Consider the following 16,988-nt stretch of genomic DNA (forward strand, 5'->3'; position numbering starts at 1 on the left):
GCGTGCCTTGATGGAGAACAAGCACGTGAGTTCCGAATTCAGATCGCAACCCCACACCGAGGCCTGCGCGCCGCGCTACCGTCACGTGGCCATCGGTCGCGCAGCGGTTGAGGTCACAGAACAGCAGGGCGCGTTGCACATGCGTTCCCTGGAGCCATTGGCCGAGTATCCATCGCGACTGCTTGACCGTTTGGTGCTTTGGGCCAAGGTGCGTCCCGAGCAAACCTTTATCGCCGCCCGCCAGGCCGACGGTGACTGGCGCCGGGTCAGTTACGCCGAGATGCTCGAGAGTGTTCGGGCCATCGCCCAAAGCCTGTTGAGCTACGGCCTGTCAGCAGACAAACCGCTGGTGTTGCTCTCAGGCAATGACATCGAGCATTTGCAACTCGCCTTCGGCGCCATGTACGCGGGCATTCCCTACTGCCCGGTGTCGCCGGCCTATTCGCTGCTGTCCCAGGATTTCGCCAAGCTGCGTCACGTCTGCGATCTGCTGCAACCTGGCTTGGTGTTTGTCAGTGATGCTGCGGCCTACCAGCGCGCCATTGATGCCGTGATACCCGCTGAAACGCCCATGATTACCGTCCGGGGCGAAATCGCGGGACGCCACCAGGTGAGTTTCGCCAGCCTGCTTGAACAACCGGGCGGAGCCGAGGCCGAGGCCGCTTTTGCTGGCACGGGGTCGGACAGCATCGCCAAGTTCCTGTTCACCTCCGGCTCGACCAAGCTGCCCAAGGCGGTGATCACCACCCAGCGCATGCTGTGCTCTAACCAACAGATGCTGTTGCAGACCTTTCCGGTGTTCGGCGAAGAACCGCCGGTGCTGGTGGACTGGCTGCCGTGGAACCACACTTTCGGCGGCAGCCATAACGTCGGCATCGTGCTCTACAACGGTGGCAGCTTTTACTTGGACGACGGCAAACCCACGGCGCAGGGGTTTGCGCAAACCCTGCGTAATCTCAAAGACGTGTCGCCTACGGCCTACCTGACCGTACCCAAAGGCTGGGAAGAATTGGCCTCGGCACTGGAGCAGGACGCGGAGCTGCGGGAGATCTTTTTCAAGCGTATCAGTCTGTTTTTCTTTGCCGCCGCCGGTCTGTCGCAAAGTGTCTGGGACCGCCTCGACCGGATCAGCGAACAGCACTGCGGTGAGCGTATCCGCATGATGGCCGGGCTCGGCATGACCGAGGCTTCGCCGTCTTGCACCTTCACCACCGGGCCGTTGTCCATGGCCGGTTATGTCGGCTTGCCGGCGCCAGGTTGTGAGGTGCGCCTGGTGCCGGTGGACGGCAAACTCGAAGGACGCTTTCGTGGGCCGCACATCATGCCCGGCTACTGGCGGTCACCACAGCAGACCCACGATGCGTTCGACTCGCAGGGCTTCTACTGCTCCGGAGATGCGCTCAAGCTCGCCGACCCGCGCGATCCGCAATTGGGGCTGATGTTCGACGGGCGCATCGCCGAAGATTTCAAGTTGTCATCCGGGGTGTTCGTCAGCGTCGGGCCGTTGCGCAGCCGCGCGGTGCTCGAAGGTTCACCCTATGTCCAGGACCTGGTGGTGACCGCGCCGGATCGCGAGTGCCTGGGTGCGCTGGTCTTTGCGCGGATGTTCGAATGTCGACGGCTGTCAGGGCTGGCGGCCAGTGCCAGCGACGCCGAGGTGTTGGCCAGTGCGCCGGTGCGCGAGTGGTTCGCCGGCTGGTTGCAGCGATTCAATCGCGAGGCCACGGGCAATGCCAGTCGCCTGGAATGGATCGCCTTGCTTGACGAGCCGGCGTCCATCGATCGGGGGGAAATCACCGACAAGGGTTCGATCAACCAGCGTGCGGTATTGCAGTGGCGCGCGGAGCAGGTCGAGGCGCTGTATCGCGGGCTCGATCCAGCCATCCTGCGCGCCGGGGCGAAGTCGTGAGCGTAGTCCTGAACACCGGCGGGCAGTACTCGGCCTTTGCCGATGCGGCGATTTTCGATGCGGTGCGCACACCGTGGGTGGACCTCGGCGGGGCACTGGCCGAGGTGTCGCCGATCGACCTGGGCATCAAGGTCGGGCGCGAAGTACTGGCGCGCGCGCAAGTTGACCCGCTGGCAGTCGACAGCGTGCTGGCGGGTTCCATGGCCCAGGCCAGTTTCGATGCCTACATGCTGCCACGGCACATCGGCCTCTACAGCGGCGTGGCGCAATCGGTTCCGGCACTGGGGGTGCAGCGGATCTGCGCCACCGGTTTCGAACTGCTGCGCCAGGCCGCCAGGCAACTGGATGACGGCGTGCAATTGGCCCTGTGCGTGGCCACCGAATCGATGTCGCGCAATCCGATTGCGGCCTATACCCATCGAGGCGGTTTCCGCCTTGGCGCGCAAGTGCAGTTCAAGGATTTTCTCTGGGAAGCCTTGTACGACCCGGCTCCCGGGGTGGACATGATCACCACCGCCGACAACCTCGCGCGGCGTTATGGGCTGAGTCGAGAAGCGGTGGACGCATACGCCTGTGCCAGTCATCAGCGGGCATTTGCGGCACAACACGCGGGCTGGCTGGCACCCGAGCTCGTTGCCGTGGGGCATCAGGTGTTCGAACTGCAAGGCTATCAGCCACGGGGCATCCGCCTGTCACGCGGCGTCGACACGGTGAGTGAAGACAGCCACCCACGGCCCGGAGACATCGCGGCGTTGTCCCGGTTGCACACCGTGCACGAAGGCGGGGTGCAAACCGCCGGCAACAGTTGTGCGGTGGTCGATGGCGCGGCGGCGGCCCTGGTCGGGCGCGCTTCGGCCCGTCGGGATACACCGTTGGCCTTGCTGCGGGCCAGCGCGGTGGTCGGGGTGGCGCCGGAGTTCATGGGCATCGGTCCGGCACCGGCGATTCGCCTGCTGCTGCAGCGCAGCGGCTTGAGCCTGGATCGGATCGACCGCTTTGAAATCAACGAAGCCCAGGCCGCCCAGGTCCTGGCAGTGGCTCAGGAGCTGGAGCTGGACCCTTCGCGTCTGAACGTCCAGGGTGGTTCGTTGGCACTCGGCCACCCCTTGGCCGCCAGTGGCTTGCGCCTGGTGCTGACCCTGGCCCGACAACTGCGTGAGCACAATCTGCGTTACGGGGTTACCGCGGCCTGTGTTGGCGGTGGGCAGGGCATGGCGCTACTGATCGAAAATCCCGCCTGGCGTGCCTAAGAATTCGTCGGCTGACGGGCAAGCTGTGTTTTCTGCCCATGACGGCTTCTGGCCGATTGTTGCCCGTCGCGAAGGGCTGCAATCGACTAAAAAACCATTTTTACGCGCTAACCAGCGATTAGCTGCGTTCAGGCTTTCCTGAATTTTTAATCCAGGTATCAAGCTCCGTAACCATTTTACTGACCTCGCTATCTTCCCGTTCCGAGGGCCGAACGATTGCGTTCCAGGCGATATCCAGGCCGTCATTCAGGACGGCCCACGCAAGTTCCCCGCGTTCAAGACTGGGGGTTACCAAATCCCGTTGCAATATGCTGATTCCGTATCCTGAGCGGACCAGTTCAACGATGGCTTCGATCAACTCCACCGTGATCATGCGGCGCGGCAAGATGCTGGCGGGGGCGAAGAAACGGTCATACTCCCAGCCACTGGCGCGATCGGTCGAATACGTCACCAGGTTGTAAGTCTTGAAGTCTTCCGCATAGATATTTTTCCTTCCCGCAAGGGGATGATCGGTTGCCATGATTGCAATCAAATCGTCCCGAAAAAGTGGCAACTTCGCGACACCGCTAGGCACCATGCCGTCATCGATAATGGACACATCCAGTCTGCCTTGCATCAGGCTCGCGTAAACGTCGTTACGGGGCACGGTCACCAGTGTGATTTCGATGTCCGGCCGAAGACTTGAGTAGTGCTTGATGAATTTTGGAATCCAGCGAAATGGGCCGTAGGAGGTGACACCCATACGGACAAACGCTGTGACGCCACCAGCCATGGACCGGGCCTCGGACTCAGCCTCATTGAGTATGGCGATGATGTCTTTGGCGGCCCGTTCCAGACGCACGCCGGCAGGGCTGAGTCTGAGCTTTCCTCCTGATCTTTCCGTCAGGCTCACACCTAGCCGCCGCTCCGCTTCGCGTATGCGGTGACTGACGGCTGAAGGTGTCAGCCATAAACGTTCGGCCACCGCGGTGATCGAATCGACTTCCGACAAGGTTTGCAACATCACCAAGTGATCCAGCGTCAGTCTCATGGGTATACGACCTGAAAATAATTCACAAAATTGCGTAAAATTATGAGCGTGACTTGTTTTTGGTGCCGATGCAATCTGAATCCAGCAGAGCCAACGGAGACCAACAACAATGACTACCCTGCCTTTCACACCTGCGCTAACCCTGGGCGATCTCGTCGATCTCGAGCGTTACCCAATCACCGATCGCACCAGCCCCGCTTATCTCGCACTGGTCACTCACAGTCAGTCGTTGCTGGCACAAGAGGGCGTTGCGATCTTTCCGGGTTTTGTTCGCAATCCATCGGTTGTCGCGATGGCGCAGCAGACACTTGCACTGCACTCGCGCATGTTTCATTTTCGGGAAAACCACACGGTTTATTTCAAACCTCAGGACGAAAGCGTTGATCCGGAACACCCGCTACGACGCTTGATGAACACGGCAAAAGACACTGTTGCCTATGCCGATATTCCCGCCGACCATTTGATCCGGCAGATCTATGGATCGGACGAAGTCCTTGCTTTCATCAAAGATGTTTTGGCTCTGGACACGCTCTATCGTCATGCCGATCCATTAGCCGCCCTTAACTTGCAGGGCTTCACGGCAGGGCAGGAGTTGGGGTGGCACTTTGATCGTTCCGACTTCAGCGTCACGTTGTCGCTTCAGGCTGCAAGCGCCGGTGGGGATTTCGAGTATGTGCGGATGCTGCGCAATGAAAGCGACGATTGCTATGACGCGGTCAGGCAATTCCTCGATGACTCGCAAACACAGCAGGTAGAGGTTCTGCCTCAAGTGCCCGGCACCCTGACATTGTTCCGCGGCCGCTATTCATTGCACCGGGTCACGCCGGTGGAAGGGGACAGGCTGAGGCTCAACGCGGTGTTTGCGTACGTGGACCAACCCGATGTCGAGTTCAGTGCCTATGCGCGCCAGTTGTTCTATGGGCGTACTTCTGTTGATCCATTAGCTTGAGCTTCGCCAATAACAATAAATGCAATTGATTCACGCCTTTGTTTCACGTGTTTGCGCACGCACTTGTCCATGCTAAATCTGATGGACTCGTTTGCTCCTGTGTCGCACACAACAGTTCGCTGCCCCCAATAATAATGATTCGGAGCGTCTGATCATGAAAAACAGGAAGAGTTTGTTGGCCTCGTTGCTCACCCTTGGCTTGCTTGTCGGTAGTGCTTCAAGCCAGGCCTCAGGGTGGTGTGAATCGGGCAAGTCGGTGAAATTTGCCGGGTTGAACTGGGAGAGCGGGATGCTCCTCACCGACATCATGATGATCGTGCTCAAGGATGGTTATGGCTGTGCAACGGATCAGTTGGTGGGTAACACCATCATTCTCGAGACCGCACTGGCCGGCAACGACATTCAGGTGTTTGGCGAAGAGTGGATGGAGCGCAGCGAAGTCTGGAAAAAGGCGGCGGCGGCCGGAAAGGTTGTCGGGGTTGGCGCTCCGATCATTGGTGCGACTCAGGGCTGGTATGTGCCGCGTTACGTCGTTGAAGGGGACGCTAAACGTAACCGGCCAGCGCAGGCGCCCGACCTCAGGACAGTCGCGGACCTGAGCAAGTACGCGAGTGTTTTTCGCGATTCGGAAGAACCGTCCAAAGGCCGTTTCTACAACTGTCCTGCGGGTTGGATCTGTGAGCAGGACAATACCGAGATGTTGAAAGAGTATGGTCTTGAAAACACGTTCACAAACTTTCGTCCAGGTACCGGTGCGGCATTGGATGCGGCTGTCCTGTCCAGTTACAAACGCGGTGAGCCGGTGCTGTTCTACTACTGGTCACCGACGCCGCTGATGGGGCAGATCGATGCGATAAGGCTGGAGGAAAAGACCGGCGCCAACAAAGACGTCATCACCATGGTGGGACTCTCCAAGGCATTTCATGAACAGGCTCCTGAACTGGTCGCAGTACTGGAGAAGGTCAACATTCCGATCGACTTGTTGAATCAGAACCTGGCGAGGATGACCCGGGAACGCATCGAATCGCCGAAGCTGGCCAGGATGTTCCTCAAGGAACACCCGGAAATCTGGCATGCCTGGGTCGACGAAGCCGCAGCAAAGAAGATCGAGGCATCGCTCTAATCGGCCTCAAGGGCAAGGACGCCCGCCCTCTGTAACGCTCCTATGAACACAATCTCTTGACTGTTTCTACACAGGAACGGCGCCTCTTTGCGTCCGGGAAATCACGAACATGATCAAATCACGAGCGGCCGTCGCCTTCGCGGCGAACCAGCCTCTGCAAATTGTCGAAGTCGATGTAGCGCCGCCGCAAGTCGGTGAGGTGCTGGTACGCATTGTTGCGACAGGTGTCTGCCATACCGATGCGTTTACGTTATCCGGTGCCGATCCCGAAGGGATCTTCCCCGTTATTCTTGGCCACGAAGGTGGCGGTATCGTCGAAGCGGTTGGCGAGGGGGTAACTTCACTGGCGGTGGGCGACCATGTGATCCCGCTCTACACCCCGGAATGTGGCGAGTGCAAATTCTGCACCTCCGGCAAGACCAATCTTTGTCAGAAAATCCGTGCCACTCAAGGCAAAGGTTTGATGCCAGATGGCACCAGCCGATTCTCTTACGAAGGGCAGCCTGTCTTTCACTACATGGGCACCTCGACGTTCTCCGAATACACCGTGCTTCCCGAAATTTCCCTGGCCAAAATCCCCAAGGATGCGCCACTGGAGAAGGTCTGCCTGCTCGGTTGCAGTGTGACCACCGGCATTGGCGCGGTGATCAATACGGCCAAGGTGGAGGAGGGAGCCAGCGTGGCAATCTTCGGTCTGGGTGGCATCGGGCTGGCAGCCATTATCGGTGCGACCATGGCCAAGGCCGGCCGGATCATCGCGATCGATATCAACCCGGCCAAGTTCGAGATTGCCAGGCAACTGGGCGCTACCGACTTCATCAACCCCAAGGATTATGACAGGCCGATCCAGGACGTGATCATCGAGATGACTGAGGGCGGTGTGGACTATTCCTTCGAATGCATTGGCAACGTCCATCTGATGCGCGCCGCCCTGGAGTGCTGCCACAAGGGCTGGGGTGAGTCGGTGATCATTGGCGTCGCTGGCGCCGGTCAGGAAATCAGTACCCGTCCTTTCCAGCTGGTGACCGGGCGCGTCTGGCGCGGCTCGGCATTTGGCGGTGTGAAAGGACGTAGCGAGCTACCCAGCTATGTCGAGAACGCGCAAAAGGGCGACATTCCGCTGGACAGTTTCATTACCCACACCATGGGGTTGGACGAGATCAACAGAGCCTTCGACCTGATGCACAAAGGCGAAAGCATCCGCACCGTTATCCATTTCGATCGCTGACTCAACAGATTGGCGAAGCCCGTCAGGGCGAGTCAAAGGCGCGAAAACCTGCAACATCAACCCACCGTATCTACACCAAAGAGAGCACAAAGATGACCATTTTCACTCATGTGACTGTCGGTACCAACGACCTGCAAAAAGCGCGCAGCTTCTATGACAATGTCCTGGGTACCCTGGGCCAAAAACGCATCGCTGATCTGGACGAGAATGGTTCGATCTGGGGTGAGAGCGCTCCATCCTTCTTCGTGCTGAAACCGGCGAACGGCGCCCCGGCCAGTGTGGGTAATGGTGTCACCATCAGCTTCGAGGCGCCGAATCGTGCCGCCATTGACGCTTTCCACGCCGCGGCGCTGGCCAGTGGCGGCACCGACGAAGGTGCACCGGGTCCGCGAGGCTGGGCACCTGACGCCTATGCGGCTTACGCGCGGGATCTCGATGGGAACAAGCTGGCCGCGTACTGTTTCAAGCCAGCCTAAGCTTCAAGACGAGGCATCATTAGATGCTTCGTCATTAGCCCTTACTCGCAAGGATTAGTAACTGTAAGGTTGCAATGGTGGCTTGAACAAGCCCGTTTAACCTTGGTGTTCGAACGACAGCTTCTGGCCGGTTTCTGCCGATCACCACCGGCAGCTATGGGATGAAAGCCACTTCTTACGACTCGACTGCGTCGGCCAAAACCAATTGCTTGCGGCACGGAACCTCTCATCTTTGGCATGACGCACACGTCCACATTTTCAAATGTTTAGCTTGGAAGCAGCAAAGGCGTCACCCTCGCTGATCGACACGGCAAGACGTGTGAACTGCGGCAAGCGGCGTTCCAACAGGCCATTCGTCTCACCAGGGTCTGTTGACGTTTTGCTGCGAACCGCCGCGATCAGGGAAATGCGACCGCCGCCGCGAGATACAGCAGCAACGCCAGCAGCAACAACACGGTGAAGCCCAGGTGGATCGCCAACAGGGTCGCCAGCACGGCCGCCACCACCGATACGCAGGCGTTGACGCCCCAGGCGATCGGCACCAGTGCTTCGGCGCGCGCGGAGACGCGCCCGAGTCCGAGCGGAAACGGCATGCCCATGGCGAACGCCAGCGGCGCTACCAGCGCGGCGCAGATGCCGAACCTGGCGAGGGTCCCCACCGGCGCCAGCAGCTGGAACAATGGGGGCAGGGCGATCAGGTAGAGCAGGGCGATCGCGCAGATCGCCAGGACTGGCCGCGCGAGCGGATGACGGGGCCCCACACCCGTTCCAATGTCCCCCCGCCGCCGGCCGGAGTAACGGCTGCCGAGGCCAGCGAAGATCAGGAACGCGCTGAGCGTTACCGCCACCGAATACAACGGGTGGCTGAGGAACAGGGTGAACTTCTGGATGAAGGCGATTTCCACGAACATGAAGGCGAAGCCGATGGCGGCGAAGTAGGACACGACCCGAAGTTCGAACCTGGCCAAAGCCGCATTCCGAGAGCACCGCTGGCGCCGCCGCGCCACCCATAGCGGCGCCAGGATCAGCAGCACGGCGGCCACGCTGGACTGCAGCAGCGTGGCGATCAGCACCGGATAGCCCCACTCCAGCATTGACAGGCCGCCCTGCGCCTTCAGCGCCAACAGTTCCGGCAGCGAGCGCCACTTGAAGAAGTGGAAGAAATACGGCCGATCATCCGTAGTCGGACGCACGTCGAACTTGTAGCGCGCCAGGAACTCCGCGCGCTCGCCGGACAGCAGGGCCTGCGCCGCGTCGAAGAACCAGGGCCGGTCGAGCAGGTTGTAGCGGTTCGCCTCGGCCACGGTCATCCCGGGGTAGTAGGCCAGGTCGAAGGAGCGCGCTCGGCAGAACTCCCGCAGCACAGCGATGCCGGCGTCGTCGAAATCCCTGTTGCTGACCAGCAGCGTCGCGGTCTTCCAGCCGCGGATCATGACGATGCGGCGCGCCGCGCTGGCCTGCCCGTCGCGCTCGATGGCCGCGGCCGCGGTGGCCAGCAACCTGGGAACATCGCGGGGCGGCAGGGTGACCCAGCGGGTGATGGCCAGCAGGCCGCCGGGCGCGAGATGGCGCAGGTACTCGGCGAAGGCATCCACCGTGTACAGGTAGTTCTCGGACAGCGCATGCAGGCCGCCCGAGGCAGTGCCGAAGGAGTCCAGCAGGGCGATCTGGATCAGGTCGTAAGGCTCGCCGCGCGAAGCCACCAGGCCGCGCGCCTCGCCGATCAGCACACGGACGTTGGGCGCGCTGTATGGCTTGCCGGAGAAGTCGGCGAAGCGGCGCTGGACCAGATCGATCACCTGTGGGTTCAGTTCGATGGCATCCACCGCACTGGCGCCGTGGTAGATCGCCTGCAGCACATCGGCGCCGGCGCCGCTGCCCAGCACCAGCACGCGGGGTTGCCGCAGCAGGTGATAGGGCAGAGCCGAGGTAAGGTAGTCCAGGTAGGCGAGCGGCTCGCGGCGCCCGTCATAGCGGTTCAGCACGGAAAGGCCGTCGCCGTCGGTGAAGATGGCCAGTTGTGCGGGCGGTTCCTGCGTCGCGTTGAGGCTCAGGCCCGGCGCGTGGCGCAGGGGGATGGTCGGGCTGTCGACGACCGTGAGCAGGCCCAGCGGACTCCAGGTCTGGGTGATTGCGCGCGCATCCTTGATACGCAGCGTCTGGCTCAGTTCCTTGTACTCGGAGGGCGACAGGGCGATCCAGCGCCCGGGCACGCTGGCCGGTACCGCGACTGCCGCCGCCAACAGCAACGGCGCGAGCCAGTGCCTATGCCCCGTGCAAGCCATGCTAGCCAGCGCCCCGGCGGCGATGCCGGTGCCGCCCAGCAGCCGCAGCGCATCGACGGGCGTCAGGGCGAACAGCGCGGCGACGATCGCCAGGCTGCCCACGCCGGCACCGAGAATGTCGAAGGCGTAGATCCGGTGAATCTGTTCCTGAAAGCAGGTGAAGGTCAGGCAGATGCACACCGCCGCGCAGAAGAACGGCATGAACAGCAGCAGGTAGATCATCAGCAGGCGCGCCGACTGCCGCGCGTCCCAGAGGATCTCGAGGGGATTGAACGGAACCTGCTGGGCCAGGCTGAAGCAGGCGATGGCGCTCAGCCCGAACAACACCGCGCCGCCGATGAACACGCCATGGAAGCGCGGCGCCAGCACAGGCCGCGCCAGCGCCACGGCGGTGCCGGCAGCTCCGTAGCCGAGCAGCGCGACGCTGATCATCATGTAGGCGAAATGGTGCCACTGGACGATCGAAAGCAGTCGCAGCAGCAGCACCTCATAGCCGAGCGCGGAGGCAGACAGCAGCGTCAGGGCGAGCAATGGCGGCGAATGCATGCTCAACCGCCTCCGACCAGCGGCACGAAGCGCACAGGCAGTACCTGCCGGGTGGACACACTGCCATCGCCGGCCTTCTCTATCAGCAGCAGGTACTGGATCATGAACGGCGCGCCGACCGGGATTACCATCCGTCCGCCGGCCTTGAGCTGGGCGATCAGTGGCGGCGGCACATGGCTGGCGGCGGCGGTGACGAGGATGGCGTCGTAAGGCCCGTGCTCCGGCCAGCCGTGGTAGCCATCGCCCAGCCGGGCCTGCACGTTCGCATATCCCAGACGGCCCAAGCGCTCCCCGGCCTGCACTGCCAGCGGCTCGATGATCTCCATCGTGTAGACCGCCTGCGCCAGCTCGGCGAGGATCGCCGCCTGGTAGCCCGAGCCAGTGCCGATCTCGAGTACCACGTCGCCGGGCCCGACCTGCGTCAGGTCGGTCATCAGGGCGACGATGTAGGGTTGGGAGATGGTCTGGCCGTAGCCGATCGGCAGCGGACGATTCTCGTAGGCGTAGGGCACCTCGTCGGGCGGGACGAACTTATGGCGTGGCACCTTGGCCATCGCGGCCATCACCGGCGCGGCAAACTCGACCCTGCCGGTTTCGTCGCGGGTGACGGATGACATGTTGGCGATCTCCCGCACCATGGCGTCGCGCAACGGCGCGAACGGGTCGTCGGCATGCAGGCCGGCAGATGCCAGCGCCAGAGCGATGGCAGGCGCCAGGATGCGCGTCAGGAGCATCACCGGCTTCACAATGACTCCTCCGCCTGAGGAATAGTCGAATCGTATGGCCGGCGGGCTGACTCGGCAAGCCGGGGGTGCCGGCGACCAAACCAGGGGCGACTGCCCGGGAAAATATCGCAACCCGTAACTGCACTGATAGCACCCAGCCAGTTCAAGCGGTGATTCAAAAGTGAATGCGATTGTCAGCTGGTGGCCGAGTGCTGCCTATAAGGAGCCCTTCGCGCTGACCTCATAACACTCCCTCCGACACTAACCTCCAACCCCTGGAATGACCAGAAGCGCCGCCAAGCCGATCAGTGCCGTGCCAATGAGTCTGTCGATAACCTGCTGCTTTTCCAGCATTCGCTGGCGCAACGCTTCAGCGGAGAAAAACAGTGCCACGAAACTGAACCACGCCCAATGGGTGAACGACATAAACAGGCCGTACGCAAAGTTTGCGGTTAGCGAACTGCCTGTGTGCACCACTTGGCTATATGTCGCCACCACGAACAACATGGTTTTAGGATTGAGCGCGTTAGTGAAAAAGCCAGTACGAAATGCTTCCCAGGATGAGGGTGCTGAGGCGTTGGCGCCACCAAATGTCAACGAAGAAGTACTGGTCAGAGACTTGATACCCAGATAAATGAGGTATCCGGCGCCCAGCAACTTCATTGCCATGAACAGCAAGGGTGATTGAGTGAAGATCACTGCAGCGCCGAACACTGTGTAGAAAACGTGAATCTGGACGCCACAGGCGATACCCAGGGCGGCCATCAAACCGCTGCGTCGTCCATATGCATAACTGTTGCGGGTGACCATGGCGAAGTCAGAGCCGGGGCTGATAACTGCCAGGATGGAAATGGCAGCAACTAGAAGCAATTCGTTCATGAAGACTCTCCGGCGCAATGGATGCCCATGCCGCGAACGGCGGTAATTGCACTTGCGCTACGTTTTTGCACAGATTGAGGGTGGGTGGCAGCTTCACTTGCTCGCGGCACTTACATCACCCAGTGGTATTTGGCTTCGCATGGCATTCATGCAATGCCTGTAATCATTGATGGTTGTGCGTGCAGATGGGGCGATTGGAGGTCATGATGGAGAATTGCCACCGATAAAAAAAACGATTTATAGTCCTCGAAACCTGTGAGTAATCATCGTCAATATGAATTTGCCTCCTTTGGCTGCGTTTCGTTTTTTCAACGTTGCGGCCCAGACTCAAAGCTTCGTGAGAGCCGCTCAGCAGCTGCACGTCACCCATGGCGCAGTCAGCCGCCAGGTTCGATTGTTGGAGGAGGCAATAGGGGTCGAACTTTTTGATCGGCGCAACCGTGCGATCTTTCTCAACCGTGCCGGCCGCCTTCTGTACGACGTTACCGGGCCCATGTTCGAACAATTGGAAAGTGCTGTTTACCGGTTGCAGGGAGAAGTCCGCGAGGACGTACTCGTACTATCGTGTGAACCCACCATCGCAATGAAATGGCTGATCCCGCGACTGCCCGACTTCCATGCCGCTCACCCGCACCTTCAAGTCCAACTGCTGGCGGCCGGTGGTCCTATAGACTTCGCGCGCTCAGGTGCGGATCTGGCCATCCGGCGTGATGATTTTCACTTGGATCAATCAATCCACAGCGTGACGATTTGTGAGGAATGGATTGGACCTGTGTGCACCCCGTCCAATAGTCCCGATAAAAGGAAATCGCAAGGAGTGCGCTTGCTACGTAGCCAGACACGCCCGTTGGCCTGGGACAACTGGCTGCGCCTTTCGGAAATGGCTATGCCTAATGCTGGCTCGGTCGACTATGAGCATTTCTATCTGTGTATTCAGGCAGCAGCTGCGGGGTTGGGGATCAGTGTGGTGTCCTTTCTCATGGTTCAGGATGAACTCAGGTCCGGACAACTGATCGCACCGTTTGGCTTTATCCAGGACGGGGCGGCCTATTGCCTGCTGTCACCCAGGCCTTTTGAGGAGAGTGCCAAGTGCACCGCTTTCAGGGATTGGGTCACAAAGCAGATGGGCATATGCGCAAAGCAGATCAAAAGTGATTTGGGCCGAGCGTGAGTAGTGCGAGCGTCTTTTTTGCACGCGGCTATGTCACTGAGCCCTGAATTTTTTGCGCAAAACACGGATTGCGCACACAGGCGTGAACTTTTCTGCGGTGGAAACCGAAGCTGACTTTCTCAACAGAATCGACCCAAATCCGACACTCATAAAATTCTCCTTCTGCTCCGTGAAGCAGCCAATCACGTCAGGCAACGAACCAATAGCTGCCTGCAGGAAGTGTCTATAGAGTTTGGGTCAATTCAGCGAGCCAGCGACAACGCGCAGAAAATCTGTCGTAGTTCAGCGCGTGATCATGCCTTTGCAAACAGGGTGGTTGCTAACAAGCTCCGTTCAACTTCACTTGCAAGTCTAAGGATGGTTTCCTCGTCACCAAATTTGCCAACTATCTGCATCCCGATTGGAAGGCCGTTCTCCATGATCCCGACGGGGATACTGATGGCTGGCTGGCCGGTCAAGTTGAAAACCTCGGTGAAGGGAGAAAATGCGTAAGCGTTTTTATACCACTCGTCCAGATGCCTTTCTCCTGTGGCGACAAAACCACCAATCAGCGGTGGAGCAAGCGCTACCGTTGGTGTGATGAGGACATCGATATCGGTGAAGCTATCGGCCATGTCGTGGCTTACTTTGTTCTGGGTGGCCCGTGCATGGTGTACATCCAGTGCCGTTCTCTGAGTCGAGCATTTGTAAAACTCATAGGTAATCCATTCAACATCTTGTGCCGAGATCGGATAACCGCGAGTTTGGGCTTTGTGTTCCATCAAGGCCTCAATTTCCATCTGCCAGAATAATGCAGCAGCTGCACCGGCTTTGGTCATGTCTGGCCAATTGAACGGGCGTAATTCATGGCCGTCTTTACTTAAAAAATCCACAGCATTCAATATGGCTTTGTGGATGGCCTCATCGATACTCGAGCCATCTGGACGGGCACAGGCAAAGGCGATTTTGAGTCGTGGCGACCTCGTCTTCAGGCATTCGAGCCAAGAGGGAGGGGCGGGGGGAGCAGCATAAGGCGCGCCTGGTTCATAGCCAGACAGGACATCCAGCAGCAATGCGCTATCGCGGACGGTCCTGGTCAGTACATGCTCGGAATCGAGGCCACCAACAAACTCGCCGACATGAGGACCTACAGGGTTGCGTCCCCTGCTTGGCTTCAGCCCAACCACACCACAAACGGAAGCCGGAACCCTGATCGACCCGCCACAGTCGGTGCCGTGTGCAACTGGCACCATGCCTGCGCCCACGGCACAGGCGGATCCTCCACTTGATCCACCAGAAGCGTACTGCGGATTCCTGGGGTTTCGACAAGGGCCTTGCCATTCAGGCTCTGTCACAAAGTCTCCTGCAAACTCAGGTGTTTTGGTTTTCCCGAGAATGATTGCCCCGGCCTTGCGCAATCGACTCACAAACTCACTGTCGACCTGAGCGGGGGCGGCATCTTCGTACAATCGCGAACCGTGCCTGGTTGCAAAGCCTTTTACATCGATATTGGTGTCCTTTATCAGGATCGGTACACCTGCGAGTGGTCCTGCCTTGGGATCTAGCGCCGCTCGTTGCGCGCCTTCGATATCGATTGCAACGACCGCGCCCAAGGCAGGGTCCTGGATTTCAATTTCTCTGGCTGCCAGGTTGACCAGCTCCAGCGGAGTGACTTCACCGGACTTCAACCGTTGAACGAGGCCCACGGCATCAAGACTTTTAAACTCTTCAGGTGTCATTTCTACGCCTCCAGATCATAACCAAGTACGTTGTTGAGGAACTCGTAAGCCAGGCGGCGCGAATCATCGATCGTGTCCGGGTTGCAATCGACCGCAGCCCTCAACCATAAACCGTCGATGAAGATCGCGATCATCTGCGCCTTGGAATGGGCTGTTGCCTTGTCCATGCTTTTTGACAAGGCATGGAAAAGTAAGGAGTGGCTCCTGCGCGCAACGATGTTCTGTACCCGCTGCAATTTGGGGGACTGCGGTACTTGAGCCCAGAAAGCGAGCCAGGCCGCGACATTGTCTCGCGTCAGGTTCAAGGCACTGACGTTCCCGTCCACAAACGCGAGAACACGCTCAGCGGGTGTTGCGGACATGCGCAGGCGCGCAAAGATCTCAGCATTTATGCGTTTGTTCAGCTCTCTCAAGGTGGCTTCAAGCAAAGCATTCTTGTCCGAGAAATAGTGGTGGACGATGCCGTTGGCCAACCCCGCACGGGCGCTGACCTGAGCCATGCTGGTACCCGCCATGCCTTGCTCACCAATGAGGGTGAGCGTCGCCTCAACGAGCTGCTTTCTTCTGATTTCCTGCATTCCGACCTTTGGCATGGGGGGCTCTCTTTTTTCATTGGACACTCAATGAAAAAAAGTTATCACTAGATTCTCCAAAAAACAAGAGAACGCAAGGGGATCCGGTATGAAAAGCAGTGCTATCGGTTGTGCCGTGCTGTTGATGACATTCCAGGGGATTGCCGGCGCCGCGGACCCTGTGGGGTGTCGCGCGCCTCAGTTCGCAGAGGTGGGATGGACCGACATCACGTTGACGACGTCTTTGACCACAGCAGTATTGGAGGGACTGGGCTACGCCCCAAAAGTCATAACGTTATCGACGGGAATTGCCTACAAGGCGATGGAAGGCAAGAGTATCGACGTGTTCCTCGGAACATGGGATCCCGCATTGATCGAGGCGGCTCAGCCTTACTACAACAACAAGTCGATTCAGACTGTGCGAGTGAACCTCACGGGTGCAAAATTTACCTTGGCGGTTCCGCGATACGTCTATGAGCAAGGCGTAAAAAGCTATGCTGACCTGGACACTTACAAGTCAAAGTTTGGCGGGAAAATCTATGGAGTAGAGCCAGGCGGAAACAAACCGATCCAGAACCTCATCGCGGATAACGCGTATAACCTGGGTAGCTGGAGCCTGGTTGAGTCCAGTGAGAAGGGCATGCTGACACAAGTCGGCAGGCAAATCAGAAAGAACGACTGGATTGTGTTTCTGGGCTGGGCACCTCACCCAATGAACAAGAATATTGAACTTGAATATTTGTCAGGTGGTGACAAGTACTACGGAGCAAATTTCGGCGCATCGTCGGTGCGGACCGACGTGCGTACGGGATATCTGGACGAATGCCCTAACGTGGGTCAGCTCCTGAAAAATCTGGAGTTTTCCATTGATGCCGAAAACACCATGATGGACTACGTGATCAATGGTGGCCTTGACCCACGCTCTGCGGTAAAAAAATGGCTGAGTGCCCATCCCGAATGGCTTGATAGAACGTTGCTTGATGTTCAAACAGTGGAAGGTCAACCTGGGCTCGCGGCGGTAAAGTCTTATATGGATACTGCGTCCAAATAGACGACACTTCTCAACAAATTGAATCTCTCCGGGCTCTATAGACCGGGAGCATCCTTATCAGCGCAGCGCCTAGGCC

14 protein-coding genes are annotated in these 16,988 nt (G+C 59.1%); 8 read left to right on the forward strand and 6 right to left on the reverse strand.

Features of this window, described 5'->3' with window-relative positions; translation table 11 throughout:
• Positions 1-25: 25 nt before the first annotated feature.
• Complete coding sequence (locus PspS34_RS11610) at positions 26-1,909, forward strand: feruloyl-CoA synthase (RefSeq protein ID WP_159389761.1); 1,884 nt, start codon at positions 26-28, stop codon at positions 1,907-1,909.
• 8 nt (positions 1,910-1,917) lie between these two features.
• Positions 1,918-3,159, forward strand: coding sequence for a thiolase family protein (locus PspS34_RS11615; protein ID WP_150813719.1), 1,242 nt, complete (start codon positions 1,918-1,920; stop codon positions 3,157-3,159).
• Between the two features lie 118 nt (positions 3,160-3,277).
• Here the strand turns inward: PspS34_RS11615 and PspS34_RS11620 are convergent, their stop codons facing one another.
• Positions 3,278-4,189 carry a LysR family transcriptional regulator gene (locus tag PspS34_RS11620; RefSeq protein ID WP_159389762.1) on the reverse strand — a complete coding sequence of 304 codons (912 nt, stop codon included), beginning with the start codon at positions 4,187-4,189 and terminating at the stop codon, positions 3,278-3,280.
• 109 nt (positions 4,190-4,298) lie between these two features.
• On the opposite strand from PspS34_RS11620, the gene PspS34_RS11625 reads away from it, so the two are divergent.
• The 4 genes from PspS34_RS11625 to PspS34_RS11640 all read left to right on the forward strand — a co-directional run bounded on the left by PspS34_RS11625 (position 4,299) and on the right by PspS34_RS11640 (position 7,965).
• Positions 4,299-5,138 (forward strand): hypothetical protein, encoded by an 840-nt coding sequence (locus PspS34_RS11625; protein WP_154862260.1) that lies wholly within the window; start codon positions 4,299-4,301, stop codon positions 5,136-5,138.
• Positions 5,139-5,292: 154 nt separating this feature from the next.
• Positions 5,293-6,261: an ABC transporter substrate-binding protein gene (locus PspS34_RS11630; protein WP_150813667.1), complete on the forward strand. Its 969-nt coding sequence runs from the start codon at positions 5,293-5,295 to the stop codon at positions 6,259-6,261.
• Positions 6,262-6,370: 109 nt separating this feature from the next.
• Entirely contained in the window at positions 6,371-7,489 is a 1,119-nt protein-coding gene (locus PspS34_RS11635) for an S-(hydroxymethyl)glutathione dehydrogenase/class III alcohol dehydrogenase (RefSeq protein WP_159389763.1), read from the forward strand.
• 92 nt (positions 7,490-7,581) lie between these two features.
• Entirely contained in the window at positions 7,582-7,965 is a 384-nt protein-coding gene (locus PspS34_RS11640; protein ID WP_102669643.1) for a VOC family protein, read from the forward strand.
• A gap of 398 nt (positions 7,966-8,363) precedes the next feature.
• Here the strand turns inward: PspS34_RS11640 and PspS34_RS11645 are convergent, their stop codons facing one another.
• The 3 genes from PspS34_RS11645 to PspS34_RS11655 form a co-directional block, all read right to left on the reverse strand.
• Entirely contained in the window at positions 8,364-10,796 is a 2,433-nt protein-coding gene (locus tag PspS34_RS11645; protein WP_159389764.1) for an SAM-dependent methyltransferase, read from the reverse strand.
• 2 nt (positions 10,797-10,798) lie between these two features.
• Positions 10,799-11,542 (reverse strand): protein-L-isoaspartate(D-aspartate) O-methyltransferase, encoded by a 744-nt coding sequence (locus PspS34_RS11650; RefSeq protein WP_238786597.1) that lies wholly within the window; start codon positions 11,540-11,542, stop codon positions 10,799-10,801.
• Positions 11,543-11,782: 240 nt separating this feature from the next.
• On the reverse strand, positions 11,783-12,400 hold the full coding sequence (locus PspS34_RS11655) for a LysE family transporter (RefSeq protein ID WP_159389765.1): 618 nt from the start codon (positions 12,398-12,400) through the stop codon (positions 11,783-11,785).
• Positions 12,401-12,674: 274 nt separating this feature from the next.
• Here PspS34_RS11655 and PspS34_RS11660 point away from each other — a divergent pair, with 274 nt between their 5' ends.
• Complete coding sequence (locus tag PspS34_RS11660) at positions 12,675-13,571, forward strand: LysR substrate-binding domain-containing protein (protein WP_159389766.1); 897 nt, start codon at positions 12,675-12,677, stop codon at positions 13,569-13,571.
• 293 nt (positions 13,572-13,864) lie between these two features.
• On the opposite strand, the gene PspS34_RS11665 is transcribed toward PspS34_RS11660, so the two are convergent.
• Both PspS34_RS11665 and betI read right to left on the reverse strand, forming a co-directional pair.
• Positions 13,865-15,289: an amidase gene (locus PspS34_RS11665; RefSeq protein WP_150814529.1), complete on the reverse strand. Its 1,425-nt coding sequence runs from the start codon at positions 15,287-15,289 to the stop codon at positions 13,865-13,867.
• 2 nt (positions 15,290-15,291) lie between these two features.
• A complete protein-coding gene (gene betI / locus PspS34_RS11670; protein WP_150814528.1) occupies positions 15,292-15,882 on the reverse strand; it encodes a transcriptional regulator BetI in 591 nt (196 codons plus the stop codon).
• A gap of 88 nt (positions 15,883-15,970) precedes the next feature.
• Between betI and choX the strand changes: the two genes are divergently transcribed.
• Positions 15,971-16,912 carry a choline ABC transporter substrate-binding protein gene (choX, locus tag PspS34_RS11675; protein WP_150814527.1) on the forward strand — a complete coding sequence of 314 codons (942 nt, stop codon included), beginning with the start codon at positions 15,971-15,973 and terminating at the stop codon, positions 16,910-16,912.
• Positions 16,913-16,988: the final 76 nt, after the last annotated feature.

It is taken from the genome of Pseudomonas sp. S34 (assembly GCF_009866745.1).
GTDB classification, from domain to species: Bacteria; Pseudomonadota; Gammaproteobacteria; order Pseudomonadales; family Pseudomonadaceae; genus Aquipseudomonas; species Aquipseudomonas jessenii.

Coding starts and splice junctions, on each gene's coding strand:
- PspS34_RS11625 (WP_154862260.1), top strand. CDS start 4,299: ATGACTACCCTGCCTTTCACACCTGCGCTAACCCTGGGCGATCTCGTC.
- PspS34_RS11645 (WP_159389764.1), bottom strand. CDS start 10,796: ATGCATTCGCCGCCATTGCTCGCCCTGACGCTGCTGTCTGCCTCCGCG.
- PspS34_RS11640 (WP_102669643.1), top strand. CDS start 7,582: ATGACCATTTTCACTCATGTGACTGTCGGTACCAACGACCTGCAAAAA.
- PspS34_RS11620 (WP_159389762.1), bottom strand. CDS start 4,189: ATGAGACTGACGCTGGATCACTTGGTGATGTTGCAAACCTTGTCGGAA.
- PspS34_RS11630 (WP_150813667.1), top strand. CDS start 5,293: ATGAAAAACAGGAAGAGTTTGTTGGCCTCGTTGCTCACCCTTGGCTTG.
- PspS34_RS11665 (WP_150814529.1), bottom strand. CDS start 15,289: ATGACACCTGAAGAGTTTAAAAGTCTTGATGCCGTGGGCCTCGTTCAA.
- PspS34_RS11655 (WP_159389765.1), bottom strand. CDS start 12,400: ATGAACGAATTGCTTCTAGTTGCTGCCATTTCCATCCTGGCAGTTATC.
- PspS34_RS11660 (WP_159389766.1), top strand. CDS start 12,675: ATGAATTTGCCTCCTTTGGCTGCGTTTCGTTTTTTCAACGTTGCGGCC.
- PspS34_RS11635 (WP_159389763.1), top strand. CDS start 6,371: ATGATCAAATCACGAGCGGCCGTCGCCTTCGCGGCGAACCAGCCTCTG.
- choX (WP_150814527.1), top strand. CDS start 15,971: ATGAAAAGCAGTGCTATCGGTTGTGCCGTGCTGTTGATGACATTCCAG.
- betI (WP_150814528.1), bottom strand. CDS start 15,882: ATGCCAAAGGTCGGAATGCAGGAAATCAGAAGAAAGCAGCTCGTTGAG.